The organism is Occultella kanbiaonis (genome assembly GCF_009708215.1).
Lineage (GTDB): Bacteria > Actinomycetota > Actinomycetes > Actinomycetales > Beutenbergiaceae > Occultella > Occultella kanbiaonis.
This window is the reverse complement of the sequence record NZ_CP046175.1, coordinates 2829448-2843653: the sequence shown is the minus strand read 5'-3', so window position 1 is coordinate 2843653 and position 14206 is coordinate 2829448. Positions and strand designations below refer to the sequence as shown.

The 14206-nt window shown below is 73.4% G+C and carries 15 protein-coding genes and 1 riboswitch; of the genes, 12 read left to right on the top strand and 3 right to left on the bottom strand.

Going from position 1 to position 14206, the window contains the following annotated elements; genetic code table 11:
• Window positions 1–4: 4 nt before the first annotated feature.
• The 12 genes from coaBC to GKS42_RS13085 all read left to right on the top strand — a co-directional run bounded on the left by coaBC (window position 5) and on the right by GKS42_RS13085 (window position 12318).
• Window positions 5–1243, top strand: a complete 1239-nt coding sequence (coaBC, locus tag GKS42_RS13140) for a bifunctional phosphopantothenoylcysteine decarboxylase/phosphopantothenate--cysteine ligase CoaBC (RefSeq protein ID WP_154794233.1) — start codon at window positions 5–7, stop codon at window positions 1241–1243.
• A 44-nt stretch (window positions 1244–1287) separates the two neighbouring features.
• Entirely contained in the window at window positions 1288–2493 is a 1206-nt protein-coding gene (gene metK, locus GKS42_RS13135) for a methionine adenosyltransferase (protein ID WP_154794232.1), read from the top strand.
• A gap of 80 nt (window positions 2494–2573) precedes the next feature.
• Complete coding sequence (locus GKS42_RS13130; protein WP_232847646.1) at window positions 2574–4703, top strand: primosomal protein N'; 2130 nt, start codon at window positions 2574–2576, stop codon at window positions 4701–4703.
• Window positions 4704–4738: 35 nt separating this feature from the next.
• On the top strand, window positions 4739–5368 hold the full coding sequence (locus tag GKS42_RS13125; protein WP_154794231.1) for an HAD family hydrolase: 630 nt from the start codon (window positions 4739–4741) through the stop codon (window positions 5366–5368).
• 10 nt (window positions 5369–5378) lie between these two features.
• The gene (fmt, locus tag GKS42_RS13120; RefSeq protein ID WP_154794230.1) at window positions 5379–6329 is read left to right on the top strand and encodes a methionyl-tRNA formyltransferase; all 951 of its coding nucleotides are present in this window, start codon (window positions 5379–5381) and stop codon (window positions 6327–6329) included.
• Complete coding sequence (locus GKS42_RS13115; RefSeq protein ID WP_154794229.1) at window positions 6322–7884, top strand: RsmB/NOP family class I SAM-dependent RNA methyltransferase; 1563 nt, start codon at window positions 6322–6324, stop codon at window positions 7882–7884. Before fmt ends, GKS42_RS13115 begins: the two co-directional genes overlap by 8 nt.
• A 26-nt stretch (window positions 7885–7910) precedes the next feature.
• The gene (rpe, locus tag GKS42_RS13110; RefSeq protein ID WP_154794228.1) at window positions 7911–8576 is read left to right on the top strand and encodes a ribulose-phosphate 3-epimerase; all 666 of its coding nucleotides are present in this window, start codon (window positions 7911–7913) and stop codon (window positions 8574–8576) included.
• 117 nt (window positions 8577–8693) lie between these two features.
• A riboswitch (FMN riboswitch) is annotated at window positions 8694–8826 on the top strand.
• An 84-nt stretch (window positions 8827–8910) separates the two neighbouring features.
• Window positions 8911–9648: an ABC transporter permease gene (locus GKS42_RS13105; RefSeq protein WP_232847645.1), complete on the top strand. Its 738-nt coding sequence runs from the start codon at window positions 8911–8913 to the stop codon at window positions 9646–9648.
• Window positions 9639–10661 (top strand): ABC transporter substrate-binding protein, encoded by a 1023-nt coding sequence (locus GKS42_RS13100; protein ID WP_154794226.1) that lies wholly within the window; start codon window positions 9639–9641, stop codon window positions 10659–10661. The genes GKS42_RS13105 and GKS42_RS13100 overlap by 10 nt, the downstream gene beginning before the upstream one ends.
• A gap of 9 nt (window positions 10662–10670) precedes the next feature.
• Window positions 10671–10934 carry a phosphoribosyl-ATP diphosphatase gene (locus tag GKS42_RS13095; protein ID WP_154794225.1) on the top strand — a complete coding sequence of 88 codons (264 nt, stop codon included), beginning with the start codon at window positions 10671–10673 and terminating at the stop codon, window positions 10932–10934.
• A gap of 80 nt (window positions 10935–11014) precedes the next feature.
• Window positions 11015–11860, top strand: coding sequence for an ATP phosphoribosyltransferase (gene hisG, locus GKS42_RS13090; RefSeq protein ID WP_154794224.1), 846 nt, complete (start codon window positions 11015–11017; stop codon window positions 11858–11860).
• Window positions 11861–11871: 11 nt separating this feature from the next.
• Window positions 11872–12318 carry a PH domain-containing protein gene (locus tag GKS42_RS13085; protein WP_154794223.1) on the top strand — a complete coding sequence of 149 codons (447 nt, stop codon included), beginning with the start codon at window positions 11872–11874 and terminating at the stop codon, window positions 12316–12318.
• 38 nt (window positions 12319–12356) lie between these two features.
• Here GKS42_RS13085 and GKS42_RS13080 read toward each other — a convergent pair whose 3' ends face one another.
• The 3 genes from GKS42_RS13080 to GKS42_RS13070 form a co-directional block, all read right to left on the bottom strand.
• Window positions 12357–12737, bottom strand: a complete 381-nt coding sequence (locus tag GKS42_RS13080; RefSeq protein WP_154794222.1) for a type II toxin-antitoxin system VapC family toxin — start codon at window positions 12735–12737, stop codon at window positions 12357–12359.
• Window positions 12734–12979, bottom strand: a complete 246-nt coding sequence (locus GKS42_RS13075; RefSeq protein WP_207632292.1) for an AbrB/MazE/SpoVT family DNA-binding domain-containing protein — start codon at window positions 12977–12979, stop codon at window positions 12734–12736. Before GKS42_RS13075 ends, GKS42_RS13080 begins: the two co-directional genes overlap by 4 nt.
• A gap of 80 nt (window positions 12980–13059) precedes the next feature.
• On the bottom strand, window positions 13060–14175 hold the full coding sequence (locus tag GKS42_RS13070) for a DUF3866 family protein (protein ID WP_154794221.1): 1116 nt from the start codon (window positions 14173–14175) through the stop codon (window positions 13060–13062).
• Between the last annotated feature and the right edge of the window lie 31 nt (window positions 14176–14206).

Sequence of the window (14206 nt, the reverse complement as noted above, 5' to 3'; positions counted from 1 at the left end):
GAGCGTGCACGTCGTCCTCGGGGTCGGCGGGGGGATCGCCGCCTACAAGGCCGTCCTGCTGCTGCGCCTGCTCCGAGAGGCCGGGCACGACGTGCGCGTCATGCCCACGGACGCCGCCCTGGCGTTCGTGGGCGCACCGACCTGGGAGGCCCTCAGCGGGCACCCGGTCACCACGAGCGTCTTCGACGGCGCCGACACGGTCGACCACGTCCGCTTCGGCCGGGCGGCCGAGCTCGTGATCGTCGCCCCGGCGACGGCGGATCTGCTCGCCCGTGCCGCCGGCGGCCACGCCGACGACCTGCTCACCGCGACGCTGCTCACGGTCACCGCCCCGGTACTGATGGCGCCGGCCATGCACACCGAGATGTGGCATCACGCGGCGACCCGGGCGAACGTCGCGACGCTGCGCGAGCGTGGCGTGCACGTGCTCGACCCGGCCGACGGGCGGCTCACCGGCGCCGACTCCGGGCCCGGCCGGCTGCCGGAGCCCGAGGAGATCCTCCTCGCCGCGCTCGCCCTGGTGACCGACCCGGCAGCTGCCGCGCCCACCGCGGACGGGGCGACGCCGTCGGGCTCGCTGACCGGACGTCGCGTCGTGATCAGCGCCGGCGGCACCCGCGAACCGCTGGACCCGGTCCGGTTCATCGGCAACCGGTCCTCCGGGCGGCAGGGCGCCGCCCTGGCGGCCGTCGCCGCCGCCCGCGGCGCCGACGTCGAGCTGGTCGCCGCGAACGTGGACGCCGCGCTCCTGCCCGACGGCGTCCGGGTCACCGCCGTGGAGACGACCGCCGAGCTGTACGACGTGATGACCGACCGCGCGCGCACCGCCGACGTGCTCGTCATGGCGGCCGCCGTCGCCGACTTCCGACCGGTCCAGGTGGCCGGGTCGAAGACGAAGAAGACCGCGGACGGATCGGTCGCGCCGATCGAGCTGACCGAGAACCCGGACATCCTCGCCGCCCTCGCGGCCGGGCGACGCCCGGGCCAGGTGATCGTCGGGTTCGGCGCCGAGACCGGCGACGCCGGCGGCAGCGTGCTGGACCACGGTCGTGCCAAGGCACGACGCAAGGGGGCCGACCTGCTCGCGGTCAACCAGGTCGGCAACGGCCAGGGCTTCGGCGACGTGCCGAACCACGTGGTGGTGCTGGACGCGTCCGGTGCCGAGGTCGCGACCGTCCAGGGCACCAAGGACGAGGTGGCCGCAGGACTTTGGGACGTGATCGGTCCGCTGTTCACGGACTGAACGATGCGCAACCGTGGGGCCCGGTTGCCGTTAGGCTCGCCCCCATGACTACTCGCCTCTTCACCTCGGAGTCTGTGACCGAGGGGCACCCCGACAAGGTGTGCGATCTGATCTCCGACTCGATTCTGGACGCGATGCTCGCCGCCGACCCGACCTCCCGGGTCGCGGTCGAGACGATGGTGACCACCGGTCTGGTGCACGTCGCGGGGGAGGTGACCACCGACAGCTACGTCGAGATCCCGCGACTGATCCGCGGCGTCGTCAACGGCATCGGATACACCTCCTCCGACATCGGCTTCGACGGCGACTCCTGCGGCATCTCGATCTCCATCGGCCAGCAGTCCCCGGACATCGCCGTCGGTGTGGACAAGGCCCTCGAGGTGCGCACGGACGCCACCGACGACGACCCCAACGACCTCCAGGGTGCCGGCGACCAGGGCCTGATGTTCGGCTACGCCACCGACGAGACGCCCGAGCTGATGCCGCTGCCGATCGTGCTCGCGCACCGTCTCTCCGCGCGCCTGACCCAGGTCCGCAAGGAGGGCATCGTGCCGGGGTTGCGGCCCGACGGCAAGACGCAGGTCACGGTCGCCTACGACGGTGACCGCCCGGTGGCCGTCGACACGGTCGTGCTCTCCACACAGCACGAGGCCGACGTCCGCCTCGCGGACCAGCTGGAGCCGGCGATCCGCGAGCACGTGATCGACCACGTCCTCGGCGAGTACGCCGCGAAGACCGGTCTGGACGTCTCCTCCTACAAGCTCTACGTGAACCCGACCGGCACGTTCGTGGTCGGTGGCCCGATGGGCGACGCCGGCCTGACGGGCCGCAAGATCATCGTCGACAGCTACGGCGGCATGGCCCGTCACGGCGGTGGCGCCTTCAGTGGCAAGGACCCGTCGAAGGTCGACCGGTCCGCGTGCTACGCCATGCGGTGGGTCGCGAAGAACATCGTGGCCGCCGGGCTGGCGCGCCGCTGCGAGGTGCAGGTGTCCTACGCGATCGGTCGTGCCCACCCGATCGCGGTGTACGTGGAGACCTTCGGCACCGAGACCGTTCCGACGGCGAAGATCACCGACGCGATCACGTCCGTCTTCGACCTGCGTCCGCGGGCCATCATCGCGGACCTGGACCTGCTCCGGCCGATCTACGCGCTCACGTCCAACTACGGCCACTTCGGGCGCGAGCTGCCGGAGTTCACCTGGGAGCGGACCGACCGGGTCGACGCCCTCAAGGCTGCAGTCGCCTGATCGCTGCGCCGACACCCCACGCCCGGGTCCCTGTGGACCCCGGACGTGGGGTGTCCGTCGTTCATGATGGGATCAGTCCTGTGCCGGCACCGGAACAACCCAGCCTCCTCGACCCGGGGCTCGTCGCACCCGCGCCCGCTTCCACCCGGTTCGCAGCGGTGGCGCAGGTGCTCGTCGACATGCCGCTGCCGCACCTGGACCACACCTTCGACTACGGCATCCCGGACGCCCTCGACGCCGCCGCGCAGCCGGGCGTGCGGGTCAAGGTGCGGTTCGCCGGCACCGACCGGGACGGGTACCTGATCGGACGGACGTCCGGGACGACGCACCCCGGCACCCTCGCGCCGCTGCGCAAGGTGGTCTCGCCGCTGCCCGTGCTCACCCCGGCCGTCCACGAGCTGGCTCGCGCGGTGGCCAGGCGCTACGCCGGGACCAGCACCGACGTGCTCCGCCTGGCCGTTCCACCGCGGCACGCCACCGCGGAGAAGGCCGTGCTCGCGCAGCCGGAGGCCGTTCCCGAGCAGCCGGCGTCCGCACCCGAGGCGGGCTCCGCCGTCGGGCAGGCACCTCTGCCCGACCCGACCAGCGCCGACGTCGTCCTCGACGCCGACCGACTCGCGCACTGGGCCGACTACCCGGGCGGTGCCGCCTTCCTGCGCCGGATCGGCGCCGGCGACTCACCGCGGGCCGCCTGGTGCGCGCTGCCCGGACGGGTCGAGCTCGGCGGCACCGAACACCCGCACTGGGCCGTTGCCGTGGCCGTGGCGGTCCTCGCGACCCGTGCCGGCCGGCGCGACGCCATCGTGAGCGTCCCCGACGCCCGGGACGTCGCGACCCTGGGGGCCGCGCTGGACGCCCTGGAGATCGAGCACGTGGTGCTCACCGCCGAGCAGGGCGCCTCGGCCCGCTACCGGCGGTTCGTGCGCGCCCTCACCGGGCGCACCCATGTGGTGGTCGGGACCAGGTCCGCCGCGTTCGCGCCGTTGCCGAACCTCGGTCTCGTGGTCTGCTGGGACGACGGGGACGACCTGCTCGCCGAGCCGCGCGCGCCGTACCCGCACACCCGCGAGGTCCTGGTCCAGCGGGCGGACCTGGCGGGCGCCGCGGCGCTCATCGGCGGATTCGCCCGCACCCCCGAGGCCCAGCTGCTCGTCGCCGACGGGTGGGCCCGTTCACTGCAGGCGGACCGCGCCATGGTGCGCGCCCGTGCGCCCCGGGTGATCGCCCCCGGCGAGGCGGACCTGGCCCGGGAGGGCGAAGGTGGCCGGGCCCGGATCCCGGCGCCGGCGATCGCACTGGCGCGCCGGGCCCTCGCGCGGGGGCCGGTCCTGGTGCAGGTGCCCCGGGCCGGGTACCTGCCGGTGGTGGCGTGCGCCCGGTGCCGCACCCCCGCCCGCTGCAGCCACTGCCACGGCCCGCTCCGGCTCGATCGCGCCGACGCGCCGCCGCAGTGCCGCTGGTGCGGCCGGCACGCCACCGCGTGGGCCTGCGGTGAGTGCGGCGCCACGGCGGTGCGCGCGATGCGGACCGGCGCCGGCCGCACCGCCGAGGAGCTCGGCCGCGCGTTCCCCGGGGTGCCGGTGACGGTCTCCGGGCGCGACGGCGGCGTGCTGGACCGGGTGCCCGCCGCACCCCGGCTCGTGGTCGCCACGCCCGGCGCGGAACCATCGGCGGACGGCGGGTACACCGGCGCCCTGCTCCTGGACGCCGCCCTGATCACGAACCGGCCCGAGCTCTCGGCCGGGGTGGAGGCGCTGCGCCGCTGGCTGCGTGCCGCGGCCCTGGTCCGGTCCTCCGGTGACGGGGGAGAGGTGATGATCCTCGGCCAGGGTGCCCCGGTGCCCGTGCAGGCCCTGGTGCGCTGGGACCCCGTCGGGCACGCCGGGCGCGAGCTCAGCGAGCGGCAGGAGCTCTCGTTCCCGCCGCTGGTGCGGCTCGCCACCCTCACCGGCGGTTCGGGCGCGCTCGCTTCGATGATGCGGCACCTGCGTCTGCCGGCCGAGGCGGAGGTCCTCGGCCCGGTGCCGGTCGAGGACGCCGGCGGCCCGGAACAGGCCGCGGAGGAGGAGATGCTGCGTACCCTGGTGCGCATCGACCGCCGCGCCGGGGACGAGCTGAGCGTCGCACTGGCCCAGGCGCAGGCGATCCGCAGTGCCCGCAAGGAACCCGGCGTCGTTCGGGTCCGCATCGACCCCGACCACTTGTGGTGAGTTCCATCACACCGCCCAGGCCAGGAGGCCCCCGCGTGACCAAGATCGACCGGACCATCACCACCGTCGTGTTCGACCTCGGCAACGTCCTGATCCGCTGGGACCCGGTGGCGGTCTTCGAGGGCCGGCTCAGCGAGGGCGAGGTCGCCGAGTTCATGGCAGCCGTCGACTTCCCGACCCTGAACCGGTCCCTGGACGCAGGCCGCACCTGGGCGCAGGCCCGGCCCGAGGTCGCGGACCGGGCGCCGGACCACGTCCACCACATGGATGCCTACCTGCGTGACTTCGAGCGCTCCCTGGTCGGCGAGGTCCCGGGCACGGCGCAGATCGCACGGGACCTGATGGCCGCCGGGGTGCGGGTGCTCGGCCTGACGAACTGGTCCGCCGAGACGTTCGAGCACGCCCCGAGGGCCGCGCCGGTGCTGACCGAGTTCGAGGACATCCTGGTCTCCGGCGCCGTCGGCCTGGCGAAGCCGGACCACGCGATCTTCGAACTGCTGATCCGCACCACCGGGCTCGTGCCCGAGGAGACGGTATTCATCGACGACTCACCGGCCAACGTGGCCGCGGCCGCGGACCTGGGCTTCCAGGCGCTGCTGTTCACGGACGCGCAGGCGTTCCGCGCGGACCTGGTCGCGCTCGGGCTGGGCATCCCGGACTCCTAGACTGCCCCGTATGCGTTTGCTGTTCGCGGGCACCCCCGCCGTCGCCCTGCCCACCCTGGCGGCCCTGCTGGACTCCAGCCACGACGTGGTGGGCGTGCTCACCCGGCCGCCGGCACCGGTCGGCCGCAAGCGCGTGATCACCCGGAGTCCCGTGCACGCCCTCGCGGACGAGCGCGGCGTCCCGGTCATCACCTCCTCGCGGCCGCACGAGGCGGAGACGCTGGCGGCCCTGACCGCGCTGGACATCGACTGTGCACCCGTCGTCGCCTACGGTGCGCTGCTGCGCGACCCCGCGTTGTCGCTGCCCCGGCACGGGTGGCTGAACCTGCACTTCTCCCTGCTGCCCGCCTGGCGCGGCGCCGCCCCGGTGCAGCACGCGATCATGGCCGGCGACGACATGACCGGTGCGAGCACGTTCCGTATCGAGGCCGGGCTGGACACCGGACCCGTCTACGGCACCCTCACCGAGCCGATCCGGCGACGGGACACGGCTGCGGACCTGCTCGGCCGGCTGGCCGAGGCCGGGCCCGCGCTGATGCTGGCCACGCTGGACGCCATCGAGGCCGGCACCGCCCGGCCGGTGCCCCAGGCCACCGACGGGATCAGCCTCGCGCCCCGCCTGAACAGCGCGGACGCGCGCGTCGACTGGTCGCTGCCGGCGCTTGCCATCGACCGGCGGATCCGCGGCTGCACGCCCGCCCCCGGTGCCTGGACCACCCGCGACGGCGATCGGTACAAGCTCGGCCCGGTGCTGCCGGTGGTCGAGGACGCCGGCCTTGCCCCGGGGCAGCTCGCGGACGTCGACGGCGCCGTGCTGGTCGGGACCGGCTCGGAGGCGGTCCGGCTCGACGCGATCGCCCCGCCGGGTCGCGGCTGGATGGCCGCCTCGGACTGGCTGCGCGGCGCACGGCTGCCCGCGGACGCCTCCTTCGACCGGGTGGAGGTCGGCTCCGATGTCTGAGGGCGGCGGGAACCAGGGCGGTGGCCGTGACCCCGGCGGGGACCGGGACAGTGGCCACGGCTCGGGCGGCGGGCAGCGGGGCGGCCGTGGATCGGGCCGGCCGGCTCAGGGCCGGGGCTCGCGCGACCGCGGCCGGCGCCCCGACTCACAGCGCACCTCCTCCCGCCCCTCCGAGCGCAACCGCGGCACAGACCCCGCACGCCGCGCCGCATACGACGTGCTGCGGTCGGTCGCGGCCACCGACGCCTACGCCAACCTGGTGCTGCCCCCGGTCCTGACCGAGCGGCAGATCCGCGGCCGGGACGCGGCGTTCGCGACCGAGCTCACCTACGGCACGCTCCGGATGCAGGGCCGTTACGACGCGATCATCGCCCATGCCTCCCGCCGCGACGCCACGAGCCTCGACGCCGAGGTCCTCGACGTGCTGCGGCTCGGCGCCCACCAGGTCCTCGGCATGCGGGTGCCCGGTCACGCGGCCGTCTCCGAGACCGTCGGTCTGGCCCGGTCCACCTGCGGCACCGGACCCTCCCAACTCGTCAACGCCGTCCTCCGGCGCATCACCGAACGCCCCCTCGCCGAGTGGCTGGACCTGATCGGCGCCGATGCGAAGGACGAGACCGCCCGCCTGGCCGCGGTCCACTCGCACCCGGCCTGGGTGGTCCGGGCCATGCGCTCGGCACTCGCGCAGACCGGTCCCGGTGACGGCGACCTCGAGGCACTGCTGGAGGCCGACAACGCCTCCCCGGCGGTGAATCTGGTGGTGCGTCCCGGTCTGGCCGCGCCCGAGGACGTGCCCGACGCGGACCCCGGCCGGTGGGCCTCGACCGCTCTCGTGCTTCGCGGCGGTGACCCCGGCGCGTTCGAAGCCGTGCGTTCGGGGCGCATCGGCGTCCAGGACGAGGGGAGCCAGCTCGTCGCCCTCGCGGCCGCGGCCGTGCCCGTGGAGGGTCCGGACCGCACCTGGCTGGACCTGTGCGCGGGCCCGGGTGGGAAGGCCGCGCTGTCCGCCGCCCTGCTGGCCCAGCGGGCGCCGGACGGGCTGTTCGTCGCCAACGAGGTCGCCGAGCACCGGGCCAGGCTCGTCGAACAGTCCATGACCGCCGTGCGCGGCCTGCTGCCCGGCATCGAGGTCCGCACCGGCGATGGGCGGGAGATCGGCGGCACCGAGCCCGGACGCTACGACCGGGTCCTCGTCGACGTGCCGTGCACCGGCCTCGGGGCGCTGCGGCGGCGACCCGAGTCGCGATGGCGCCGCTCGCCGTCGGACCTGTCGGCCCTCGGCCAGCTCCAACGAGAACTGCTCACATCCGCCCTGGCCGCCACCCGCGCCGGTGGGGTCGTCGCGTACGTCACCTGCTCGCCGCACCTGGCCGAGACCAGGTTCGTCGTCGAGGACGTGCTCAAGCGCACCGACGGCGCGACGCTCCTGGACGCCGTCGAGGTGCTCGCCGGCGTGAGCGCCGAACCGCTCGGCGACCTGGACGGCCCGTACGTGCAGCTCTGGCCGCACCGGCACGGCACGGACGCGATGTTCCTGGCACTGATCCGGGCCTGACCTCGCGCAGCACTACGCTCGCCCGTATGGGCATCCTCATCTCTCCCAGCGTGCTGAACTCCGACCTGTCCGACCTGGCCGGTGAGGTCGGGCGGATCTCCGCCGCCGACTTCGTGCACCTGGACGTCATGGACAACCACTTCGTGCCGAACCTCACCTTCGGGCTTCCGGTGGTGGAGCGGCTCCTCGCCCGCATCGAGCTGCCCGCCGACGTGCACCTGATGATCGAGGACCCGGACACCTGGGCCCCCGCGTTCGCCGAGGCCGGCGCACGGTCGGTCACCTTCCATGTGGAGGCGTCCAGCGCACCGGTCCGGCTCGCGCGCGAGCTGCGCAAGCGCGGCGCCCGGGCGGCGATCGCGCTGAAGCCCGGCACCGGCATCGAGCCCTATCTGGACCTGCTGCCCGAGTTCGACATGGTGCTCGTCATGACGGTGGAACCCGGGTTCGGGGGTCAGTCCTTCATCGAGGGCACCCTGCCGAAGATCCGGCGCACCCGGGACGCCATCACCGGGCTCGGCGCCGACATCTGGGTGCAGGTCGACGGTGGCGTGTCCCGGACCACGATCGGCGCCGCCGCGCAGGCCGGCGCGAACATGTTCGTGGCGGGCTCCGCCGTCTACTCGGCCGACGACCCGAACGCCGAGATCGCCGCCCTGCGCGAGCTCGCCGAGGCGGCGTACCAGGGCTGACGCCGAACCCGGCGTCGCTGCCTGCCCGCAACCCCGGCACAGGGCGTCTCGCGATCCGGGCGTGACCGTCCTCATACGCGTGGGGCTGCCCGAGTGTGTCAGAATCGGATCAGCAAGAACGTGCTCCGGGGTCGGTGAAAGTCCGAGCCGGCGGTGATAGTCCGCGACCCGGCCACTGCTCGTCGGTGGTCGGTTGACCTGGTGGAACTCCAGGACCGACGGTTAAAGTCCGGATGGGAGGATGCACGCGGCGTCGGGTCGATCCCGGCGCCGACGGACGGACGCGCGGTGCGCCGTCCTTCCCCGGGGTACGCCTGGGGAAGGAGAACGGCAGGTGGCCCGCGAGGAACTCGTCGCACCCGTCGCATTCGGCGCGCTCGGACTGCTCGCGTGGCAGGGACTGGCAACAGTGCTGCCGGACCGGGTCCTCCCGACACCCACCGCGGTGGCCTCCCGCTTCGTCCTCGAACTGCGTGAGGGCGGCCTGCTCGGCTTCGCCGGGCACACCCTGACCGAGGCCGTGCTCGGCAGCCTGCTCGGGCTGGCCGTAGCCGTTCCGCTGGGCTACCTCGTCGCCCGGTCCCGCCTCGTGGCCTCCGCGATCGGGCCCTACCTCGCCGCCTCCCAGGCGATCCCCGCCGTCGCCCTCGCCCCGCTGCTGGTGGTCTGGTTCGGCTACGGCCTGCTGCCCACCGCACTGCTGTGCGCCCTGCTGGTCTTCTTCCCGATCTTCGTGAACACCACCCTCGGCCTGAGCACCCTCGACCCGGACGTGATCGGCGCCGCGAAGGTCGACGGCGCCGGGCGCTGGCGCCTGCTCGTCCACATCGAGGGCCCCCTCGCGTTGCCCGCCCTGCTCGCCGGCATCCGGAACGGCTTCGTGCTGTCCGTCACCGGGGCCGTGGTGGGGGAGTTCGTGATGGGCGGCCAGGGCCTCGGCCTGTTGCTGTCCGTCTACCGGGACCGCTCCGACATCGAGGGCATGTTCGCCGTGCTCGTCGCGCTCGTCGCCCTCGCGATCGGCGTCTTCTACCTCATCCGCTCCTTCGAAAGGCGCATCCAATGGCTCTGACCGCGCACCCCGTCCGCATCCTCGCGGCGCTCACCGGCGCCGCGGCCCTCACCCTCGCGCTCGGTGCCTGCGGCGCCGACGAGCCCGACGGCGGGGCTACTGCTCTGCCCGAGCTCACCATCGGCCTGACGTACGTGCCGAACGTCCAGTTCGCCCCGTTCTACGTCGCGGCGCAGCAGGGCTATTTCGAGGAGGCCGGGGTGGACGTGACCCTGCGGCACCACGGCGAGTCGGAGGACCTGTTCGGCGCCCTGGCCGGTGGCACCGAGGACGTCGTCGTCGCCGGGGGCGACGAGATGCTGCAGGCCCGTTCCCAGGGCACCCCGGTGGTCAGCATCGCAACCCTCTACCAGACCTACCCGGTCACGCTCATCGTCCCCGAGGACTCCGAGATCACCTCCGCGGCCGACCTCGCCGGGCACAGCATCGGGGTCCCGGGCCCGTTCGGCGAGACCTACTTCGGCCTGCTCGCCATGCTCGACGCCGCCGGCCTGACCACCGACGACGTCACCATCGAGCACGTCGGGTTCACCCAGCAGAGCGCCCTGGCCGAGGGGCACGTCGACGCCGTCATGGGTTACGCCAACAACGACATCCCGCAGTTCCGGGCCACCGGCCTGGCGGTCCGCGGCGTCCCGATCGGGACCGACATCCCGCTCGTCGGCATCGGCCTGGGCACCACGGACGACGTGCTCGCCGCCGAACCAGACGCACTCGCAGCGGTGATCACCGCCGTCGGGCGTGCGGTCGCCGACATCGCTGCGGACCCGCAGGTCGCCGTCGACGCCGCCGCCGAGGAGGTCCCGGGCACCGTGACCGCCGAGCAGGAGGCCATCACCCTGGCCACCGCAGAGGAGACCATCCCGCTCTACGGCGACCTCGAGGGCCCGTGGGGGACCCAGGACGACGCGACCTGGGAGCAGATGGCGGAGTTCATGACGCGGACCGGGCTGATCACCGAGCCCGTCTCAGCATCGGAGGCGTACACCAACGACCTGATCGGTGCCGAGTAGGCTCGGGGCGTGAAGACCTTCGACGACCTGTACGCCGAACTGCGGGAGAAGTCCATCAGCCGACCCGAGGGTTCGGGCACGGTGGCGCAGCTGGACGCGGGCGTGCATGCCATCGGCAAGAAGATCGTCGAGGAGGCCGCCGAGGTGTGGATGGCCGCGGAGTACCAGACCGACGCCGAGACGGCCGAGGAGATCTCCCAGCTGCTCTACCACCTGCAGGTGCTCATGGTCGCGAAGGGCCTCACCCCGCAGGACGTGTACCGCCACCTCTGAGCGGCGGCACCGCACGCCTGGAAGCAAGCCACCGAAACTTCGCCCCGTTCGCCGGGGCACGAACCAACAAGGTTGACGACGTGTTGCGAATCGCCGTGCCGAACAAGGGCTCCCTCTCCGAGCCCGCCACCAACATGCTCCGCGAGGCGGGCTACCGCCAGCGCCGCGACGGTGGTCGTGAACTGGTCCTGCCGGACCCGGAGAACGACGTGGAGTTCTTCTTCCTGCGTCCCCGGGACATCGCCGTGTACGTCGGTGCCGGCGTGGTCGACGCCGGGATCACGGGACGGGACCTGCTCCTGGACTCCGGCGTGGACGCTCTGGAACATCGGGCGCTCGGCTTCGCCGGTTCGACGTTCCGGTTCGCCGGACCGGAGGGCAGCGTGAGCCGGCTCGAGGACATCGAGGGCAAGCGCGTGGCCACCTCCTACGAGGTGCTGGTGCGCAACTACCTGACCGACCGGGGCGTCACGGCCGACGTGGTGCGTCTCGACGGTGCCATCGAGTCCACGGTCCAGCTCGGCGTCGCCGATCTGGTCGCCGACGTCGTGGAGACCGGCAGCACCCTGCGGGCGGCCGGACTGCAGGTCTTCGGTGACCCGATCCTGCAGTCCGAGGCGGTCCTGATCCGGCCGAACGCGGAGCCGAAGCCCGGCCTGACCGTGCTCGACCGGCGCCTGCACGGTGTCCTGGTGGCGCGCAGGTACGTGCTCATGGACTACGACTGCCCGGTCGAGAAGGTGGATGCGGCCGTGTCCATCACGCCCGGCCTGGAGTCCCCGACGGTCTCGCCGTTGCATCGCAGCGGGTGGGCGGCGGTGCGGGCGATGGTCCCGCGCGAGCGGACGAATGCCGTGATGGACGAGCTGTACGACGTCGGCGCCCGCGCCATCATCGTCACCTCGATCACCGCGAGTCGCCTGTAGGGCTGCGCGTCATGGCCACCGACCCCGACCCCTACGCGCCGTTCCGCCCCCGGGCGACCCGGATCGCGTGCCTGGTGATCGTGGTCTGGCTCGTCGCCGGCCTGGTCGTGTTCGTGGTGGTCCTGAACCGGCTGGACGAGCCCCGGGTGCCGGACCAGGTCGCCGCCGCCGTGATCGTCGCGCTCGTGTGTGCCTTCCTGGCCCGGCAGGCCGGCGTCCGGGCCGTGCCCGACCCCGACGGACTCACCGTCCGCAACGTCATCCTGACGCATCGCCTGGACTGGGCCGAGATCGTCTCCGTGCGATTCGGGGAGAGGGACTGGGTCCAGCTCGACCTCGCCGACGGACGCACGCTCGCCGTCATGGCGATCCAGCGGGTCGACGGCGAGCGGGGCAGGGCCGCCGCCGGCCGGCTGGCGAGTCTGGTCGCCGCTCATGAGGGTGGCGACGCGCGCTGATGGTGCCGTTACGACGCAGTGAGCGCTCTGGCCGACCGCTATCTGATCAGCCGCACTCGTACAGGCAGGTCGAGGTCGGCCCAGGCACGATCTGCGGTGAGGACCTCCGGGGGATCGCTGCGTACCGCGAGGGCGAGGCAACATCTGTCGCCGAGCGAAAGGCTCCTGCCTCCGTCCAGCGCCCGCATGGCTCCGGCCAGTTCGGCGTCTTCTTCGAGCACTGGCTGGATTCGCACGCCGGCGGTGAGCAGCAACTCACGGACCCGACTCGGATCGACTCCGGCGTCCACCAGCTTGCCGATCACTTCGGCCAGGTTGGCCGCGCCGAGGGACGCCCCGTCAAGCTCGGTGGCCACCATCTCGGCGCCGGGCTCGCTGTGCAGCAGTGCGAGGACCGCCGACGCGTCGAGGACCGTCACTCGCCGGCAGCCGCTGCGAGCCGCCGCTCGGCGAGCAGTTCATCGACGAGGGAGCGTTCTTCAGGGACCTCGGAGGCCAACCCGCGCAACTCGGCGACGGCGTCCTGAGGCCGTTCCAGTACAACGCGTTGACCTCTGAGCTGCAGGTGAAGTCGGTCTCCTGCCGCAAGCCCGAGCGCCGCACGGACCTCAGCCGGAATGACGAGGCGGCCCTGCTGACCCAGCACGAGTGTGGCATCCATGGCTCCATTGTGGCACCATCATCGTAAACGTGCCACGTCGGGCGATGGAGAGACCCCGGTGCAGTTTCGCGAGCCGCCCGTCAGCGTCCTTCGGCGATCCGGACCGCGTGCACCCCGGCGGCGCCAGCCGCGAGGAACGACGCAGGGTCCTCCTCGAGCCCTCGGCCCATCGTGGACAGCCGCACCGGCGTCTGCGCGAGCGCGGGCAGCAGACCCTCGGTGCCGATCCGCACCAGCCGGTGGCCGGCCGGGGCCGCCTCGAGCAGCGCGGCCTGTTCCGCGACGCGCACACCCAACGGCGCCAGCTCGCCGTCGAACACCGGCACCGCGACGTCTGCGGGCGCGAGCGCGACCCGACCGTACGCCGTCAGGCTGTGGTGCGAGATGCCCAGGTGGCGCTCGCGCGCGTCGGCCCCGGAGACACGCAGGCATGCGATCGGGCGGCCGCCGAGCACGGCGGCGGCATTGACCGCCTCGCCGGCGCTGACGCCGGAGAAGCCCCACCGCGTCCCGGTGCCGAGGTTCCCGGGGCCCTGTGCCACGACCACCAGATCGGCCTCGACCACGAGGGCGGCGGCGAGCAGGCCGGTGTGCACCGTGACCGCCTCGAGGTCCCCGCCGAACGCCTGCCCCACGGTGATCGTCGCCGCGACCCAGCCCGCCTCGCGCAGCGCCCCGATGGTCCGGGAGAACCAGGCCGGCAGCGCCCCGCCGTCGGTCATCACATACGCGACGCGCGGCGCCACGAGCCCTGCCCGTGAGGCCTCCAGCCGTGCCCCGGCAACGATCGCGGGCAGCGCGGAGTGCAGATCCGCGACCACCACGGGCAGGCCGGCGAGGTCGTCGGCCTCGCGCAGGAGCTCGTGGTGGGCGGACTCCTGCTCATCCACCCCGAGCACCATCGTCTGCAGCGGCGTGTACCGGGCCTTGACGATGTGCCCGGGCCCCACGGGCGGGTCAGCGGGCAGGCGGTCGGGCAGCGCGGCCACGAGTGCGTAGCCGCCGGTGCCCAGGCCGCGGGCGAGGGCCGTGGTGGTGACGCTGACCCGGTCGCCGACCTCCGGCGAACCGACCAGTTCTGGGTAGGCAAGGGCGCGGATCCCGCTCGGCCCGCCCTCGATGTCGATCTCGAGTTCGAGCGCCCCCGGCCAGCTCCTGCCCAGCGAGCGCACCACGCCGTCGCGCCAGTTGATCATCCCGGCAACCTATCGCGACTAGCCTCGCAGT

Bases quoted from the DNA above. Each gene is read 5' to 3' on its own strand.
- GKS42_RS13115 (WP_154794229.1), top strand. From the start codon at position 6,322: ATGTCTGAGGGCGGCGGGAACCAGGGCGGTGGCCGTGACCCCGGCGGG.
- GKS42_RS13085 (WP_154794223.1), top strand. From the start codon at position 11,872: ATGGCCACCGACCCCGACCCCTACGCGCCGTTCCGCCCCCGGGCGACC.
- GKS42_RS13100 (WP_154794226.1), top strand. From the start codon at position 9,639: ATGGCTCTGACCGCGCACCCCGTCCGCATCCTCGCGGCGCTCACCGGC.
- fmt (WP_154794230.1), top strand. From the start codon at position 5,379: ATGCGTTTGCTGTTCGCGGGCACCCCCGCCGTCGCCCTGCCCACCCTG.
- GKS42_RS13075 (WP_207632292.1), bottom strand. From the start codon at position 12,979: ATGGATGCCACACTCGTGCTGGGTCAGCAGGGCCGCCTCGTCATTCCG.
- GKS42_RS13070 (WP_154794221.1), bottom strand. From the start codon at position 14,175: ATGATCAACTGGCGCGACGGCGTGGTGCGCTCGCTGGGCAGGAGCTGG.
- rpe (WP_154794228.1), top strand. From the start codon at position 7,911: ATGGGCATCCTCATCTCTCCCAGCGTGCTGAACTCCGACCTGTCCGAC.
- metK (WP_154794232.1), top strand. From the start codon at position 1,288: ATGACTACTCGCCTCTTCACCTCGGAGTCTGTGACCGAGGGGCACCCC.